Source organism: Mesorhizobium sp. M0768 (genome assembly GCF_040320195.1).
Classification (GTDB): domain Bacteria; phylum Pseudomonadota; class Alphaproteobacteria; order Rhizobiales; family Rhizobiaceae; genus Mesorhizobium.
This window is the reverse complement of record NZ_JAMYPD010000004.1, coordinates 304,505-321,211: the sequence shown is the minus strand read 5'-3', so window position 1 is coordinate 321,211 and position 16,707 is coordinate 304,505. Positions and strand designations below refer to the sequence as shown.

Sequence of the window (16,707 nt, the reverse complement as noted above, 5' to 3'; positions counted from 1 at the left end):
CTTGCTTGCCATGGTCGAGGTAGTGTGGCTAGGTCCGCCAGGAGCTGGTCCGGCCTAGACCGTGATTTGCCCTTGCTGCCTCGTATCTGTCGGACGCACGAAGGACGCCGTAGCACTTGATTTGCGCGTGATGCTTTCCGGAAATCGCGCCCGATTTTCGCGGTCACGTGCCAGGACTTGAAAGGAAGCCGATCTGCCGACCGGCATCGACAATCGGAGGGTGAAACCGCTGGCGCGCTTTCTGGCGCTGGCCGGTCTTGCCGTGGCGCTGGCAAGCTGCCAGATGTTCACGCCTCCCGACGTGCAGGAATCAGGCTTTCAGCCCTCAGACAAGCCGATCACGGTCGACAATGTCGCCGCCAACGGCAAGCTCGCCCAACTGGCGAAGGCGCAGCACCCGCGCATCCTCGCCACCTATGGCGGCGAGTATTCCGACCCCAAGCTCGAGCGCATGGTGGCCAAGATCGTCGGCAGACTGACCGTGGTGTCGGCCAACCCAACCCAGACCTACCGCATCACCATCCTCAACTCGCCCAACGTCAATGCCTTCGCGCTGCCGGGCGGCTATCTCTACATCACCCGCGGGCTGCTGGCGCTGGCCAACGATTCCGCCGAGCTGGCCGCCGTCATCGCGCATGAGATGGGCCACGTTACGGCCAACCACGGCCTGCAGCGCCAGCAGCTGGAAGCCGAAGAGGGGTTGGCGACCAAGGTCGTTTCGGACGTGCTCGGCGACAACCCGACGGCCAAGGCGGCGCTGATCCGCGGCAAGCTGAGGCTGGCCCAGTTCTCGCGCAATCAGGAGCTGGAGGCCGATGCCATCGGCATCAAGTCGATCGGCGAAGCCGGTTTCGACCCCTACGCCGCCGGCCGCTTCCTGCAGTCGATGTCGGCCTATACCGATTTTCGCTCGATCAGCGGCGCCACCGACGCCAGCCTCGACTTCCTGGCGACGCACCCCAACACGCCGCAGCGTATCGATCTCGCGCAGCGCCACGCCCGCCAGTTCGGCGCGCCTGGTGTCGGGTCGCGCGACCGCGATTCATTTCTTGCCGGCGTAGACGGGCTGCTTTACGGCGACACGCCGGAGGAAGGCTATGTGCGCGGCGAAACCTTCCTGCACCCTGGCCTCGGTGTGTCGTTCTCGGTGCCCAACGGTTTCGTCATCGACAATTCGGCGGCGGCGGTGACCGCCACAGGCCCGGGCGACATGGCAATCCGCTTCGATGGCGTTTCGATCGACAAGGACCGCTCGCTGACCGACTACATCCGCAGCGGCTGGGTTGCCGGCCTCGACGACAGCAGCGTGCGCCAGGAGACGATCAACGGCAACGAAGCGGCAACCGCGCATGCCGGCGCCGATGGCTGGCAATTCGACATTGCGGTGATCCGCGCCGGCGGCCAGGTCTACCGCTTGCTGACTGCTGCGCCGTCGGCCAGCACCTCGCTGAGCACGGTGGCGCGCTCGGTCAGCGGCTCGTTCCGCATCCTGAGTGCTGCCGAGAAGGCAGCACTGAAGCCACTGCGTATCCGCATCGTCACGGTGCAGCCCGGCCAGACGATGGGCTCCCTGGCCGCACAGATGGTCGGCGTCGACCGCAAGCTGGATTTGTTCAGGGTGCTCAACGCGCTGTCGCCGGGTGCCGCGGTTTCGGCCGGCGACAAGGTGAAGATCGTCACCGACAAATAGCAGGCGACGCGATTCAGGCTGCGAGAAATTCCGGATTCTGCTTTACCAGCGCCGCCTTGAGCTTTTCCATGGCGCGCGCCTCGATCTGCCGGACACGTTCCTTGGAGATGCCGAGCGTCTCGCCGAGCGCTTCGAGCGTCGCGCCCTCGTCGCTCAGCCGGCGTTCCTCGATAATCCTGAGCTCGCGCGCATTGAGAGCGCCGAGTGCCGTCTTCAGCCACACCGAGCGGCGTTCGACGTCGATCGTATCGCCGACGACCTCATCGGGCAGCGGGTCATCCGAAACCAGGAACTCCATCCGCTCGGTTGCGCCCGCATCGTCGGCTAGCGGCGTGTTGAGCGAGCTGTCCGGCGCCGAAAGGCGGGAATCCATCATCGCCACATCGGCTTCCGATACCCCGAGAGCCGCCGACACTTCGCGGTAGAGGGTGGCATTCGACGTCTGCTCGGCGCCGTTTGCCAGGCGGGCGCGCAGACGCCGCAGGTTGAAGAACAGCGCCTTTTGCGCCGAGCTGGTGCCGCCGCGCACGATCGACCAGTTGCGCAGGATATAGTCCTGCATCGAGGCGCGAATCCACCAAGTCGCGTAGGTCGAGAACCGCACCTCGCGCTCGGGTTCGAAACGGGCCGCGGCCTCCAGCAGCCCGACATGGCCTTCCTGGATCAGGTCGCCCAGCGGAAGGCCGTAGTGGCGAAACCGCGACGCCATGGAAATGACCAGCCGCATATGCGCGACGGTGATGCGGTGCAGCGCGTGCTGGTCATTGTTTTCCTTCCAGCGCAGCGCCAGGAGATGCTCTTCGTCACGTTCCAGATAAGGGGCTTTCATCGCCGCGCGAACCATGGTCCGTCCTGCACTGTCTTCCATCATGCCGCGCTCCTGCTTCAGGCGTTGCGGTGCGATCGAATCGTGAGTTGGCGCCGATGGTTGAAATGGCGGCGCCGCGCCCTACAACAGCGAAGAACGTGCCATGCGGGGGAATGTTCCCCCGGACTGTCATGTCGATTGCGCTGTTCCAGGCGATTCGCCGCCGGCCTTGACTCAGCCGGATGGCGCCGGGAGATGCTGGTTGAGAATTGGATTTCAAGGGCGCGGGATTTTTGAAATTCAGTTTCTTATTCTGGCATCGCGCATCTGTCATTTTCCGGCACTCGCAATGACGCCGGACACCGGCCAAGGACGGATCACAGAAAAATGAAATGGCTCAAATCGCTCATCATCGCCGGAACGCTGCAGGTTCTGGCCATCGCCGCCGGTCACGCCGGCGCCAATCTCGACCAGATCAAGCAGTCCGGCGTCTTCAAGGTCGGCACAGAAGGAACCTATGCGCCCTTCACCTATCATGATGCTTCCGGCGCGCTGGTCGGCTTCGACGTCGAGATCGCGCGCGCCATCGCCGAGCGCCTCGGCGTCAAAGCCCAGTTCCTCGAAGGCAAATGGGACGGGCTGATCGCCGGTCTCGACGCCAACCGCTACGATGCCGTCATCAACGAGGTCGGCATCACCGAGGCGCGCAAGGCCAAATATGCTTTCTCCGATCCCTACATCGCCTCCAAGGCGGTGCTGATCGTGCGCGGCGACAACACCGACATCAAGGGTTTCGCCGATCTCAAGGGCAAGAAGGCGGCGCAATCGCTGACCTCGAATTTCGGCAAGCTGGCTGAAACCAATGGCGCCGAGCTCGTCGGCACCGACGGCTTCGACCAGTCGATCCAGCTGCTTCTTACGGGCCGCGCCGACGCCACCATCAATGACAGCCTGTCCTTCCTCGACTTCAAGAAGCACAAGCCCGACGCCAATGTGAAGATTGCCGCCCAGGAAGAAAACGCCGACTATTCCGGCGTCATCGTGCGCAAGGGCGATCCGGAACTGGTGGCCGCCATCAATAAGGCGCTGGCCGACATCAAGGCCGACGGCACCTACAAGAAAATCGCCGACACCTATTTCGGCCAGGACGTTTCGAAGTAAAACGGCTTTCTCGTGTGGGCCGAACGCAGGCCCACGTCGTTCATATCGCGGCGAGCTGTCTTTTGACGGCCCGCCGCTTTCGCGTGATATGAGCGACGGCAATCTGGCAAGGAGGAGCCTTCGTGCCGCACTGGCTGCAATTGATGCTGGAATCCCTGCCTACGCTGCTATGGGCTGCACTGATCTTCACCGTGCCGCTGACGCTGCTGTCGTTTGCATTCGGTCTTGTCCTAGGCCTGGTTGTGGCGCTTGTCCGGCTGTTCGGTCCCAAACCGCTGGTCGCCGTGGTCCGCTTCTACGTCTGGATATTCCGCGGCACGCCGCTTCTCGTGCAACTGTTCCTTATCTTCTACGGCCTGCCATCGGTCGGCATCCTGCTCGACGCCTTTCCGGCAGCACTGATCGGCTTCACCTTGAACATCGGTGCTTATTCATCGGAAATCATCCGCGCCGTCATCGGTTCGGTGCCCAAGGGCCAGTGGGAAGCGGCCTATTCGATCGGCATGACCTGGGCCCAGGCAATGCGGCGCACCATTCTTCCACAGGCGGGGCGCGTCGCCGTGCCGCCGCTGTCCAACACCTTCATCTCGCTGGTCAAGGACACTTCGCTCGCCGCCGCCATCACCGTGCCGGAGATGTTCCAGGCAGCGCAGCGCATCGTCGCCACCACCTATGAGCCGCTGATCCTCTATGTCGAGGCAGCGGCCCTCTATCTGATCATGAGCTCCGTGCTGTCGGCCTTGCAGGCGCGGCTGGAAACGCGGCTCAACCGTTATGGCGGCTTCCTGGAGGCGCGCGCATGATCGGCCTCACCAACATTGAAAAGCGTTTCGGCGACAATCTTGTGCTGAAGGGCGTGACCGTCACCATCGAGGAAGGCAGCGTTACGGCGCTTGTCGGACCGTCGGGCGGAGGGAAGAGCACGCTTTTGCGCTGCATCAACCTGCTCGAGCTGCCGACTTCAGGCACGGTACGGATCGGCGACGATGCACTCGAATTCCGCCCCGGCGGCAGGGTCTCGACCAGGGATATCCAGCGGCTGCGGCTGCAGACCGGCATGGTGTTCCAGAATTTCCAGCTGTTTCCGCATCGCACCGCGATCGAGAACATCATGGAGGGGCTGGTGACGGTGCTGAAATGGCCCAAGGAGAGGGCGCGCGAACGGGCGCTGGCCCTGCTCGAAAAGGTCGGCATGGCGCACAAGGCCGATGCCTGGCCGGCGACGCTGTCAGGTGGCCAGCAGCAGCGCGTGGCGATTGCCCGGGCGCTGGCGCCTTCGCCGAAAGTCCTGCTCTGCGACGAGCCGACCTCGGCACTCGATCCGGAACTGGCGCAGGAGGTGGTCGATGTGCTCGGCAAGCTCGCCAGCGAGGGCACGACCATGGTGATGGCGACGCATGATCTGCGGCTCGCCTCCAAGATCGCGCGGGAAGTGGTGTTCCTCGATGCCGGCAACATCGTCGAACAAGGCCCGGCCGCGGTGCTGTTCAGCAACCCGGAGCGCCAGCGGACCAAGCGGTTCATCGCCACGCTGAAGCACGAGGCGGAAAGGGAGGGCGGCGAAGGTTAGGTATGCCTCGTCGCCGGTCAGCTAAGACAAAAAAACCCGGCGCAAGGCCGGGTTTTTTGTGAATTCGAAGACGAGAAAAACTCAGGCAGCTTCTTCCTGCTCGGCTTCCTCGTTGTCGGCCTTGGCGCCGCGCTTGGGACCCTTGTTGAGGTTCACCTCGATGAGGCGGACCGCTTCGGTCTCCGACATGCGGTTGACGGCCGCGATCTCGCGGGCCATGCGGTCGAGGGCCGCCTCGTAGAGCTGGCGCTCGGAATAGGACTGCTCCGGCTGGTTATCGGCGCGGTAAAGGTCGCGCACCACTTCCGAGATCGAGATCAGATCGCCGGAGTTGATCTTGGCATCATATTCCTGGGCACGGCGTGACCACATGGTGCGCTTGACGCGGGCGCGGCCCTGCACGACCTTCAGCGCGCGCTCGACATAATCCTCTTCCGACAGCTTGCGCATGCCGATCGAGGTCGCCTTGGCGACCGGCACCTTGAGGCGCATCTTGTCCTTCTGGAAGTCGATGACGAACAGCTCCAGCTTGTGGCCCGCGACTTCCTGCTCATCAATCGAGACGATCTGGCCGACACCATGCGCCGGATAAACGATGTATTCGCCGGTCTTGAAACCGTGGCGCGCTGCGGTGGACTTCTTCTGCGGGGTGATCGTTGCCATTACGCCCTGAACTCCTTGTTGTGGTACCGGCATCGTGCCGGCCCGAACTCGTGCGACCGGGGTGACCGGTCCTTAGCCACACAACGATGAACTCACCGGAAAGGCCAGGACCGGCAAATCGCAACATTGCGACCGCCTGCCCCAGATCGCTCTGGTCCGGATTGAGAAATTCACCTTTCAGTGATTTTGGGGCGTTTGCGCCATAAATCGACGTTGTGTCACCGGCATGTTTGGCTCATATAACACAAAAAGTCGGAAGAATCAAGGTTTTGCTGCACGCGCGAAGGCCGCGCGCCGTCGCCGCCTGTCAAGGCAGTTAATGTATCACGTCTGTTACGCGGCGTCAGGCCGCCGCAGCCGGCAGGCTCGTCAGTCGCCTTCGCCGGGCTCCGGGGAGAAATATTTCTCGAACTTGCCAGTTTCGCCATCGAAATTTTTAGCGTCGGCCGGCGGCTCCTTCTTGGCGGTGATGTTGGGCCATTTCTCGGCATATTCGGTGTTGATCTGCAGCCATTTGTCGAGACCCGATTCGGTGTCGGGCTTGATTGCGTCGGCCGGGCATTCCGGTTCGCAGACGCCGCAATCGATGCACTCGTCCGGGTGGATGACGAGCATGTTCTCACCTTCGTAGAAGCAGTCGACCGGACAGACCTCGATGCAGTCCATGTATTTGCATTTTATGCAATTGTCGGTCACGACATAGGTCATTGGTCGGCTCCGGGACGTCCCATTTTGTTGGGCTTTTTTGGTGAGGTAACGCCTTTGTCCGCCGGTGGCAAGGGCGGCCCCTGCCAGCGGTGCCGCGGCTTCCGGAATGGAATTCCGGAAGGCCGGCAAAGCGGGCGTTCGACCTTGCTCAATCGTCGCCGAGCAGGTGGTCGGTCTGGCGGCGTTCCTTCTTCGTCGGGCGACCGCTGCCGGCCTCGCGCAACGGCGGCACCGCATCCGGGAGCGCCTCGCCCTTGGGCGCGGGGGGCGGCGACATGTCCTCGTAGAGCAGGCGGGCCTCTTCGGCCGGGCCACGCCGTACGCCGGTGCCAAGGACTTTCCAGACGAAGATCCGCCGCTCCAGCGTGATGGTCAAAACGTCGCCCGGCCGGACCGTGTCGGAGGCCTGCGCTGCTTTGTCGCGATTGATGCGGACGCGTCCGGCGACGACCAGCCTGGCTGCCAGCGTGCGCGATTTTACCGCGCGCGAGAAGAACAACCACTTGTCGATGCGCTGGCGGGCATCAGTGACCATTGGACGAGCAGCTTACTTCTTCAGCTGGTCGCGCAACGCGGCGAGCTTGGCGAACGGCGAGTCCGGGTCGAAGCGGACCGGGCGTTCCTCACGCGGCTTTGGCTGGAAGGCGGGTTTTGCGCCTTGGGCGCCGCCTTTGCCGTCCTGCCGGCCAGCCTTCCAGTCGGGCCGGTTTTCGCGCCGGTCCGGGCGTTCACCTTGCGGCTTGCCGGCGCGCTGCTCTGCCGCCTCGCCTTGCGGCCTGGGCTTGAACTTGCTGCGATCGAAGCGTGGCTTGCCGGCGCCGTCGCGCTGGTCGTGGCGCCCCTGACGGGCGGGCCGGTCGCCCGGCGTCGCTTGCCCGCCGGCATCTGTCGGCGCATCGCTGCGGCTGTCCGGCGCAGCTTGACCACTGCGCGCGCGATTGTCCCGATGATTGTCCCGGGGGCGGTTGTCATGCTGGCGATGACGCGGGCGCTGGTCGAAACGACCCTGCCGCCACAACAGGATGGGTTTTGGCTCCTCGGCTTCTGGAGCAGCTTCGCCGGCGATGGCTCCTGCCGTCGCTGCAGGTTCGGCCGGCGATGCTTCCGTAGTGTCGGAAACCGGCGGCTCTGCCGGTGCCGCAGCCTCAGTTTCCGCCCCAAGTTCCGCCGTTGGCTCGGCCGCTGGTTCCGCAGGCGCTTCAGCAGTCGCCTCCGCGGCGGGCCGGGTCTCTTGCGTGACTTCTGCCGCAGCTTCAGGGGCTGGAGCTTCCGCGACAGGCTCTGCCGTCGCTTCGGTCACAGCTTCGGCCGCCGCCTCCGCAACAGGAGCCGCATCCGACACAGGTTCCGAAGCCTCCGCCGGCGGCTCTGCCGCGGCAGATGCTTCCGCCATCCTCGCCTGCTCGACGCGCGCAGTCTCTTCCGCCGCCTGCTTTGCAGCGGCAGCTTCACGCGCGGCATTGTCCTGTGCTTCGAGCCGCGCCTTGACCTCGGCCGCCGGTTTGGCATCGGCGCGATAGCCGAGTCCCTTCAGGATTTCTTCCATGTCGTCGGCGGTGGCGCCGAGAATCGACATCATCGGCGGCGTCACCATGAAGGACTGGCCGTCATAGGCGCCGTCGGGGCGAGGGCCGAGGCCCGGCTTCCAGTTGGTCGCCGGCCGGATCAGGTCGGCCAGCCGTTCGAGAATATCGACGCGTACAGCACGCCGGCCAAGATTGCGGTAGCCGGCAAGCTTGTAGAAGGTCTTGTCGAAGGTCGGATCGATGACCACCGAGGTGCGGCCGGAGGCCAGTGCGTGAACGACATCGCCGAAGCCGGGCTTGTCCTTGCCGTCGTTTCTCAGCGCCCACAGCAGCGTTATCAGCCCGGCCGGCGCCGGTTTGATCAGCGCCGGCACGAAGACATGGTAGGCGCCGAAGCGCACTCCGAGACGGCGAAGCGCCGCGCGGCCTTCCTGGTCGAGCGACTTCATCTCGTCGGCGATGTCGCGACGGTTGATGAGGCCGAAATGCTCGACAAGCTGGAAAGCGATGCCGCGGCCGATGCCGGTGATCTGCTCGGCATTCTTGAGATCGACCAGCGGCTTCAGCAGGGATTCGATCTGGAAGTTTACGAAGCGCTCGGCGCGCGCCGCAACCTTGTCGCGTGCCGGGCCGGTGAGTTGCTCGTCGGCCAGCAGAACCAGACGCGGCTTCAAAGCGTCTTCGCCGGCGACCAGCGTGCCGATCGGCGCGCCGATCCAGCGCAGCGTGCCATCCGAACCCAGCGCGATGTCGCCATTGGCCGAGGCGCCGAAGCGCTCGGCCCGCGCCTCGAACTCGGCGGCAAGCGCCTTCTGCGCCGCCGCCCGCACCGCCTTGGCGTCTTCGCCGCCGGCGCTCTGGTCGGCGGTGAAGCGGAAACCTTGCAACTCGCCGACGTGATGGCCTTCGACGAGGACGGTTCCGGTTGGGCTGATTTCGGCTTCAGGCATCGTGTTTTCTCTAAGGCGCCGCATGAGGACGGAAGTCCTGCGGTCTACAAAACGTTTCGTCAACCGCTCATGCAGCGCATCCGACAATCTGTCTTCGATTTCGCGCGTCTTTTCCTGCCAGTGTGCCCGATCGGCCAGCCAGCCGGGCCGGTTGGAAACGAAGGTCCATGTGCGGATCTGGGCAATCCTGTGCGATAGCGTGTCGATATCGCCTTCGGTGGTGTCGGCACGGCGCACCTGCTCGGCCATGTAGTTCTCGTCGACATGGCCATGCCTGGCAAGGTCCATGTAAATGGAGGCGATCAAGTCGGCGTGCTGGGCCGGCGCGATCTTCCTGTAGTCGGGCAGGGCGCAGGCTTCCCACAGCAGCGCCACGCGCCTGGCATCGGTGGTGAGTGCCCGGATGTCCTCGTCGCGCGACAGATGCTCGAGCGCCTGCGCGTCCACGGCCGGCAGCGCGCGCGTCAGGCCTTCGACCGGGGCGTTGGTCTCGATCGAGCGCTTCAGCGCATCGAGGCTGGCGAAATCGAAATGCGCGGTACGCCACTGCAGCACTTTCACCGGATCGAAATCATGCGCCTCGATCTTGTTGACCAGTTCATCATCCAGCGGATCGACCTGGCCGGTGACGCCGAAGGTGCCATCGCGCAGATGCCGGCCGGCGCGGCCGGCAATCTGGCCGAGCTCGGCCGCCGTCAGGTTGCGGTACTGGTAGCCGTCGAATTTTCGATTCTGGGCGAAGGCGACGTGGTCGAGGTCGAGGTTGAGGCCCATGCCGATGGCGTCGGTGGCGACGAGGTAGTCGACGTCGCCCGACTGGAACAGCGCCACCTGGGCGTTGCGCGTGCGCGGGCTGAGCGCGCCGAGCACGACGGCGGCACCGCCCTGCTGGCGGCGGATCAGCTCGGCGATGGCATAGACCTCGTCGGCCGAGAAGGCGACGATCGCCGTGCGCCGCGGCAGGCGGGTCAGCTTCTTCGAGCCGACATAGGCAAGATGCGAGAGGCGTGGCCGGGTCACCACCGACACGCCCCGCAGCAGGCGCTGCAGGATGCCGTGCATGGTGGCCGCGCCCAGCAGCAGCGTCTCCTGCCGGCCGCGCAGATGTAGGATGCGATCGGTAAAGATGTGTCCGCGTTCGAGATCGCCGGCGAGCTGGACCTCGTCGATGGCAACGAAGGCGGCGTCGGTCTCGCGCGGCATCGCTTCCACGGTGCAGACCGAGTATTTCGCGCCCGCCGGCTGGATCTTTTCCTCGCCGGTGATGAGCGCCACCTTATGGGCGCCGACCTTCTCGCAGACGCGCGTATAGACCTCGCGGGCAAGCAGCCTGAGCGGCAGGCCGATGACGCCGCTTTCGTGCGCCACCATGCGTTCGATGGCGAGATGGGTCTTGCCGGTGTTGGTCGGGCCGAGCACGGCCGTCACGTCTCGACCCGACAGGATCAGCGGTTCAGTGTGTTTCGGATGGATGTTCATCGGCCTGGAAATAAGGCTCTCTGCCTCGCATTGTCGGGAGCGCGCCCATATTGGCCGCGTATGACAGGCGACACATAGGGATTTCGGGCGCGAAGCGAAAGCGGAATATGCCGAGGGCAGGCCGATTGGTTGGTTCGAAGCCAGAAAATCTGTTCCCGATTAACAGTTGGAACGAGTCTGGAACGAATCAGCGACGAATCACTGACTCGCGCTGATTCAGGGTTTGTTCACGGCTACATCTGGGTTTTCTGTCGGCGTACCTCACCACATGCTGAATCACGGAAACTGGCCCGATTTATGCAAGCGGCATCCAAGCGAGCACTGCGGTTAACCTTTGCCGGCGAATGGTCGTGGCCGGCCAATCTGCTTCGCACAACATTATGAAATTATTGATGTTTCCTAATGCGTTTTAATCATTTCGCGGGTGTTTTCAGCTCTCGCCGTTAACGTTCCGCTCAAAGCCGGAACGAATCGGCGACGAATCAGAGATAGCCGAAGTTTCTTGGTTTGTTCACCGCAACATGTTGTGTTGTGAACAGCTTTTCCACCGAGAATCCACAGGCTGCCGGGCGGCTTTTGCACAAGCTGCGAGTTTGCCGTTAACCTTTGCGTGCCGGATTGGGGCAGCGTGCTGCATCGAGATCTTGCAACGGGAAGACCGCTATAGAAACGGGCCGTTTTGCAGGCCCGTTCGTCCAAGTGCGTATCTGTCTCAACGTAAAGATAAACGATCAGGCGACGTACTGGCCGCCATTGGCTGATATGGTCGAGCCGGTGATGAAACCGGCATCGTCGGAAGCGAGAAAGACGACGCAGCGCGCGATCTCCTCCGGCTCGCCGAGACGGCCGACCGGGATGTGCGGGATGACGCGCTCGTTGAGGACCTTCTCGTCCATTGCCTTGACCATCTCGGTGGCGATGTAGCCGGGGCAAATGACGTTGACGGTGATGCCGGCGCGCGCGCCTTCCTGGGCCAGTGCCTTGGTGAAGCCGATATCGCCGGCCTTCGAGGCCGAATAATTGACCTGGCCGACCTGGCCTTTCTGACCGTTGATCGAGGAGATGGTGATGATGCGACCGAACTTGCGGTCGCGCATGCCGCCCCACAATGGATGCGTCATGTTGAAGACGCCGGAAAGGTTGGTGTCGAGGACCTCCTTCCATTGCTCGCGCGTCATCTTGTGGAACATCGCGTCGCGAGTGATGCCGGCATTGTTGACCAGCACCGAGACGGGACCGAGATCGGCTTCGATCTGTTTGATGCCGGCGGCGCAGGCCTCGTAGTCGGCGACCGACCATTTATAGACCGGGATGCCGGTCGCGGCGTTGAACTTTGCCGCCGCTTCTTCATTGCCGGCGTAGTTTGCGGCGACCGAATAGCCGGCGCTTTTCAAGGCGACCGATATCGCCGCGCCGATGCCGCGCGACCCGCCTGTGACGATTGCAACCTTTGTCATATGTCCTCCCGGGAAATGCAGATGACTGAGCGTTGAAGCGGTGGGTTTTGCCCTCTATTCCCTACTCGCTTTGCGCCAGCATCCTATTCGTATCGCTTATCTCATCACAATGCTTCCACGCACATGGCAACACCCATGCCGCCGCCGATGCACAGCGTGGCAAGGCCTTTCTTGGCACTTCTGCGGCGCATCTCGTAGACCAGCGTGTTGAAGATGCGGGCGCCCGAGGCGCCGACCGGATGGCCGATGGCGATGGCGCCGCCATTGACGTTGACGATGGCCGGATCCCAGCCCATGTCCTTGTTGACGGCGCAGGCCTGCGCGGCAAAGGCTTCGTTGGCTTCGACCAGATCGAGGTCGCCAACCGACCAGCCGGCCTTGGCCAGCGCCTTGCGCGAGGAGGGGATCGGTCCCGTCCCCATGATCTGCGGGTCGACACCGGCGGTCGCCCAGGAAACAATACGCACCAGCGGTGTGATGCCGCGCCTTGCGGCTTCCGCTTCGGTCATCAGCACCACGGCGGCGGCGCCGTCGTTGATGCCGGAAGCATTGGCAGCAGTCACCGTGCCTTCCTTGTCGAAGGCGGGCTTGAGCTTGGTCATGGCATCGATTGTCGCGCCGTGGCGGATGTATTCATCCTGGTCGACTACGGTGTCGCCCTTCCTGCCCTTGACTGTAAAGGCAACGATCTCGTCCTTGAATTTCCCGGCTTTCTGCGAGGCCTCGGCCTTGTTCTGGGAAGCCAGTGCGAACTGGTCCTGGTCGTCGCGGGTGATCTGGAACTGGCGGGCGACGTTCTCAGCGGTGTTGCCCATATGATAGCCATAGAAGGCATCGGTCAGGCCGTCCTTGATCATGGTATCGATCAGCTTGAAATCGCCCATCTTGACGCCACCGCGCAGATGCTGTGCATGCGGAGCCATCGACATCGATTCCTGGCCGCCGGCAACGATGATTTTTGCATCGCCCTGGGCGATCTGCTGCATGCCGAGCGCGATGGCGCGCAAGCCCGAGCCGCAGAGCTGGTTCAGGCCCCAGGAGGTCGCCTCCTGCGGTACGCCGGCAGCCATTGCCGCCTGCCGCGCCGGGTTCTGCCCTTGAGCCGCGGTCAGAATCTGGCCGAGAATGACCTCGTCCACCTCCTTGCCGTCGACGCCGGCACGGACCAGCGCTTCCCTGACGGCGACGGCACCCAATTCATGGGCTGGGGTGTTGGCGAAGGCGCCGTTGAAGGAGCCGACGGGCGTGCGCGCTGCACTGGCGACAACGATGGCGTTGGAAGCGGACATGTTCTTCTCCAGGCTTTCGGGGAACGATCTCGGGTGTCGTCGGGGACTTTTCTTGCCCTTTCCACAACCCGAGTCAAACCCGAAATGGGCATGGCGTCCCACTCCCGCAAGCATGCCGCCCGTCGCTGCGACGGCGGCCCGTCCGTGCTGCGCAGCATAAAATGTTCCCGCACTGCACAAACTGCTTGGATTCATGGCGCTTTTGCGCATATCCTTTAAAAAGGCGCAATCGTTACCGGCGGCTTACTTAAGCTGCCCGGTGTCCGGGGAGGATGCAGATGGCCGCAAAAGACGAACCTATTGTTATCAAGAAATATGCCAATCGCCGTCTCTACAATACGGGCACCAGCACCTATGTGACGCTCGAGGATCTCGCTGAAATGGTCAAAAGAGGCGAGGACTTTACTGTCCAGGACGCCAAGACCGGTGACGACATCACGCATCCGGTACTGACCCAGATCATCTTCGAGCTGGAGAACAAGGACGGGCAGAACATGCTGCCGATCCCGTTCCTGCGTCAGCTCATCGCCTATTATGGCGACCAGATGCAGATGATCGTGCCGAGCTTTCTCGAGCAGTCGATGCTGGCCTTCTCGAAGGAGCAGGAGCGCTTTCGCGAGCAGATGAAAGATGCCCTCGGCAAGTCGCCGATGGACATGATGAAGATCGCGACACCAATCAAGGTGCTGGAGGAGCAGACGCGGCGCAACATGGAAATGTTCCAGAACGCCATGCGGCTGTTCACGCCGTTCCCGCCCGCGGGCTCGGCGCCGGCAGCAGCGCCGGCCGAACCGGCCAGGAAGGAAACACCGGAAAAACCCGACGACCTCCAGGAGCTGAAGGAGCAGATCGCCGCGATGCAGCGCAAGCTCGACACGATGTCCTGACTGCCGGCTGGCGAAGTGCAGCGTCGGAACTTCCTTCAGGTGCTGCTGAGACTTCGCAAGCAGCGCGGCTAGACTAGAGCTGCTCCGGCAGCGGTCCCTGGTAGCGGGCGCGTGGCCGGATCAGGCCGTTGCTCGTCACCTGCTCCACGGCATGCGCGGCCCAGCCGACGCTGCGGCCGAGCGCGAACAAGCGGAACGGCGCATCGGACGGCAAACGGAGACCGCGCGTCAGCGCGGCCAAAGCGAAATCGACGTTCGGGCGCATGCCCGTTGCCGCAAAGGCCGCATCGCAAAGCCGTAACAGCCCATCATCGACATCTATCGCGGCCAGCAACGGTTCCGCACGCGGATCGCCGTCGGGATAAAGCGGATGGCCAAATCCGGGCAGCGGCCTGTCGTGACCGAGCCAGCGTCCGACAGCCGCGTCCGGCCCCAATCTCTGCGCATCTTCCGCCAGCATCATGACCGCCTCTGCGGCGCCGCCATGACGCGGCCCGGAGAGCGTGGCGAGGCCGGCAAGCAGGCAGGCCGAAACAGGTGCGCCGGTGGACGCGGCGACCCGTGCGGCGAAGGTCGATGCGTTCGATTCGTGATCGGCCAACAGTACCAGTGAGCGGCGGATCAAGTCTGCGCCGGCCGCATCGAGCGACCATCCCCGCGCCAGCCTTTCGTGCACGGCACCAGTTCCGGGAATCGCGCCGAGCGCCTGGGCCAAAGCGGTGATGGCGCCGGCCGCATCGTGGTTGAGCGAAGCCGATCTTCGGCCGAGCGAAGGCCGGCCGTTGGCCGTCAACGCGGCCAATTCCGCGAAGGCAGCCGGCCGGCCAGTTGCGCCGTTGCCATGGCGGCTCGCCGAGACGAACGACACCGGTGCGTCAGATGCCCAAAGCAGGTTTGCCGTCTGCTCCAGCGTGGCAGCCTCGCAGAGAGCAACCGCATCCTGGCCGCGATAGACAAGGCGACCATGCAAAACGGTCGAGATCGTGGTGGCGATCGCCGGCTCACCCCAAGCAATTGCACTTTCGGCGATTGCCTGCGGATTTCGGCCACGAGCCCGCCGCTCGCCAGCGCCGCGATGTCGTCGGCGCGATACTGGCTGCGGCGTGGATCCGCCCGGTCCGGCCGCACGCCGATGCGCCCGCGGCTGACATAGGCATAGAGGGTCTGGGCTCGCACCTTGAGACACTCCAGGGCTTCGTCCCGCGTCAGCCACTCCGTCATGTCAGCCTTGTCATGTTGATTCCATTGATCAAGATTGATGGTCCAGTCACCAACCCTTATCTACCACCCGGAAAGGGTCAAGGAGAAAACCGATGGCGAATGGGCTCGATGATGTTGTGGCGGCGGAAACGGTGCTCTCCGATGTCGACGGTCTTGGTGGCCGCCTGACCATCCGGGGCCATTCGTTGCCCGAACTGGCAGGTCGCTGGAAATACGCCGAGGTGGTTCATCTGCTGTTCGACGGCTTTTTCGACGATCTTCCCGACGGCAGGGAGCTGGCGAACGCGATCGGTCGGGCGCGCAGCGAAGTGTTCGAGCAGATCAAACCCTTGCTGCCGTTTCTCACATCCGTCGATATCTACAGCGCGATGCGCGCCGGTATTGCCCTGCTGCCGGATGGTGACAAATTGTCGGACGCGCTGCGGCTGGTTGCGGCACCTGCCGTGCTGACGCCGGCCTTGCTGCGCTTGCAGCGCGGCGAACGCCCGATTGCGCCCGATAGCAAGGCCGATCACGCCGCCGACATGCTGCGGATGCTGACCGGCATTGCGGCCTCGCCTAAATTGGCGAAGGCGCTCGATGCCTATCTCGTGACGGTTTGCGACCACGGCCTCAACGCATCGACCTTCGCCGCGCGCGTGGTCTCTTCGACGCAGGCCGGGCTTACTTCGGCGGTGCTGGCCGGGCTCGGAGCGCTCAAGGGGCCGCTGCATGGCGGCGCGCCAGGTCCGGTGATCGAGATGCTGGATGCGATCGAGGCGCATGGCGACGCCGCCGGCTGGCTGCGTAGCGAGATCGCGCGTGGCCGCCGCATCATGGGCTTCGGCCATCGCATCTATCGCGTGCGCGATCCGCGTGCCGACGTGCTGAAAGCGGTGGTGCGCCAGCTCGGCGCCAAGGGCGAAGCCGGCCACCGGCTGGCCTTTGCCGAAAGCGTGGAGCAAGCGGCGCTCGAAGTGCTCCGCATCGCCAAGCCGTCGCGCTCGCTCCAGACCAACGTCGAGTTCTTCACAGCGCTCCTGCTGGAAGCGGCGGGCTTTCCGAAAGAGGCGTTCACCAACGTCTTTGCTGCCGGGCGCGTCGCCGGCTGGATTGCCCATGCGCGCGAGCAGCAAACGAGCGGACGGCTGATCCGGCCGCAGTCGCGCTATATCGGGACGGTGCCGGACCTCGTCGCCTGACGAGCTTTCAGCGCATGCTTTGCGAAACGAGGCAACGACCTCTCTTAGGGGACGAGAGCGGTCTACATGACAAAAATTTCATGTCATTGCTCCACACATCCGCTGTTCTTGGGTGAC

Annotated in this window: 13 protein-coding genes and 1 pseudogene; 6 read left to right on the top strand and 8 right to left on the bottom strand. The window is 63.7% G+C overall.

What is annotated here, in order from left to right; all coding sequences use genetic code 11:
• Window positions 1-220: 220 nt before the first annotated feature.
• Window positions 221-1,690 (top strand): M48 family metalloprotease, encoded by a 1,470-nt coding sequence (locus NKI08_RS08240; RefSeq protein WP_352683380.1) that lies wholly within the window; start codon window positions 221-223, stop codon window positions 1,688-1,690.
• 13 nt (window positions 1,691-1,703) lie between these two features.
• Here NKI08_RS08240 and NKI08_RS08235 read toward each other — a convergent pair whose 3' ends face one another.
• Complete coding sequence (locus tag NKI08_RS08235; protein ID WP_254816490.1) at window positions 1,704-2,561, bottom strand: RNA polymerase factor sigma-32; 858 nt, start codon at window positions 2,559-2,561, stop codon at window positions 1,704-1,706.
• A 324-nt stretch (window positions 2,562-2,885) separates the two neighbouring features.
• Here NKI08_RS08235 and NKI08_RS08230 point away from each other — a divergent pair, with 324 nt between their 5' ends.
• From NKI08_RS08230 to NKI08_RS08220, 3 genes are all read left to right on the top strand, one after another.
• Window positions 2,886-3,659 (top strand): amino acid ABC transporter substrate-binding protein, encoded by a 774-nt coding sequence (locus NKI08_RS08230; RefSeq protein WP_352768306.1) that lies wholly within the window; start codon window positions 2,886-2,888, stop codon window positions 3,657-3,659.
• 122 nt (window positions 3,660-3,781) lie between these two features.
• On the top strand, window positions 3,782-4,462 hold the full coding sequence (locus tag NKI08_RS08225; protein ID WP_352471183.1) for an ABC transporter permease subunit: 681 nt from the start codon (window positions 3,782-3,784) through the stop codon (window positions 4,460-4,462).
• Window positions 4,459-5,229, top strand: a complete 771-nt coding sequence (locus NKI08_RS08220) for an amino acid ABC transporter ATP-binding protein (RefSeq protein ID WP_352768303.1) — start codon at window positions 4,459-4,461, stop codon at window positions 5,227-5,229. Before NKI08_RS08225 ends, NKI08_RS08220 begins: the two co-directional genes overlap by 4 nt.
• 81 nt (window positions 5,230-5,310) lie before the next feature.
• On the opposite strand, the gene NKI08_RS08215 is transcribed toward NKI08_RS08220, so the two are convergent.
• The 6 genes from NKI08_RS08215 to NKI08_RS08190 all read right to left on the bottom strand — a co-directional run bounded on the left by NKI08_RS08215 (window position 5,311) and on the right by NKI08_RS08190 (window position 13,301).
• Entirely contained in the window at window positions 5,311-5,892 is a 582-nt protein-coding gene (locus NKI08_RS08215) for a CarD family transcriptional regulator (RefSeq protein ID WP_006327799.1), read from the bottom strand.
• Between the two features lie 369 nt (window positions 5,893-6,261).
• Window positions 6,262-6,600, bottom strand: a complete 339-nt coding sequence (fdxA, locus tag NKI08_RS08210) for a ferredoxin FdxA (protein ID WP_292664799.1) — start codon at window positions 6,598-6,600, stop codon at window positions 6,262-6,264.
• A 148-nt stretch (window positions 6,601-6,748) separates the two neighbouring features.
• A complete protein-coding gene (locus NKI08_RS08205) occupies window positions 6,749-7,135 on the bottom strand; it encodes an RNA-binding S4 domain-containing protein (RefSeq protein WP_352489282.1) in 387 nt (128 codons plus the stop codon).
• Window positions 7,136-7,147: 12 nt separating this feature from the next.
• Window positions 7,148-10,555 (bottom strand): helicase-related protein, encoded by a 3,408-nt coding sequence (locus tag NKI08_RS08200; RefSeq protein WP_352489283.1) that lies wholly within the window; start codon window positions 10,553-10,555, stop codon window positions 7,148-7,150.
• Window positions 10,556-11,286: 731 nt separating this feature from the next.
• Window positions 11,287-12,012, bottom strand: a complete 726-nt coding sequence (gene phbB / locus NKI08_RS08195; protein WP_352471181.1) for an acetoacetyl-CoA reductase — start codon at window positions 12,010-12,012, stop codon at window positions 11,287-11,289.
• 104 nt (window positions 12,013-12,116) lie between these two features.
• Window positions 12,117-13,301 carry an acetyl-CoA C-acetyltransferase gene (locus NKI08_RS08190; protein ID WP_352489284.1) on the bottom strand — a complete coding sequence of 395 codons (1,185 nt, stop codon included), beginning with the start codon at window positions 13,299-13,301 and terminating at the stop codon, window positions 12,117-12,119.
• Between the two features lie 278 nt (window positions 13,302-13,579).
• Here NKI08_RS08190 and phaR point away from each other — a divergent pair, with 278 nt between their 5' ends.
• Window positions 13,580-14,188, top strand: a complete 609-nt coding sequence (gene phaR, locus NKI08_RS08185; RefSeq protein ID WP_023678449.1) for a polyhydroxyalkanoate synthesis repressor PhaR — start codon at window positions 13,580-13,582, stop codon at window positions 14,186-14,188.
• A gap of 73 nt (window positions 14,189-14,261) precedes the next feature.
• On the opposite strand, the pseudogene NKI08_RS08180 reads toward phaR, so the two are convergent.
• Window positions 14,262-15,409 (bottom strand): annotated as a pseudogene (locus NKI08_RS08180) (citrate synthase).
• A gap of 92 nt (window positions 15,410-15,501) precedes the next feature.
• Here NKI08_RS08180 and NKI08_RS08175 point away from each other — a divergent pair.
• Entirely contained in the window at window positions 15,502-16,590 is a 1,089-nt protein-coding gene (locus tag NKI08_RS08175) for a citrate synthase/methylcitrate synthase (protein ID WP_352489285.1), read from the top strand.
• The last annotated feature ends 117 nt before the right edge of the window (window positions 16,591-16,707 follow it).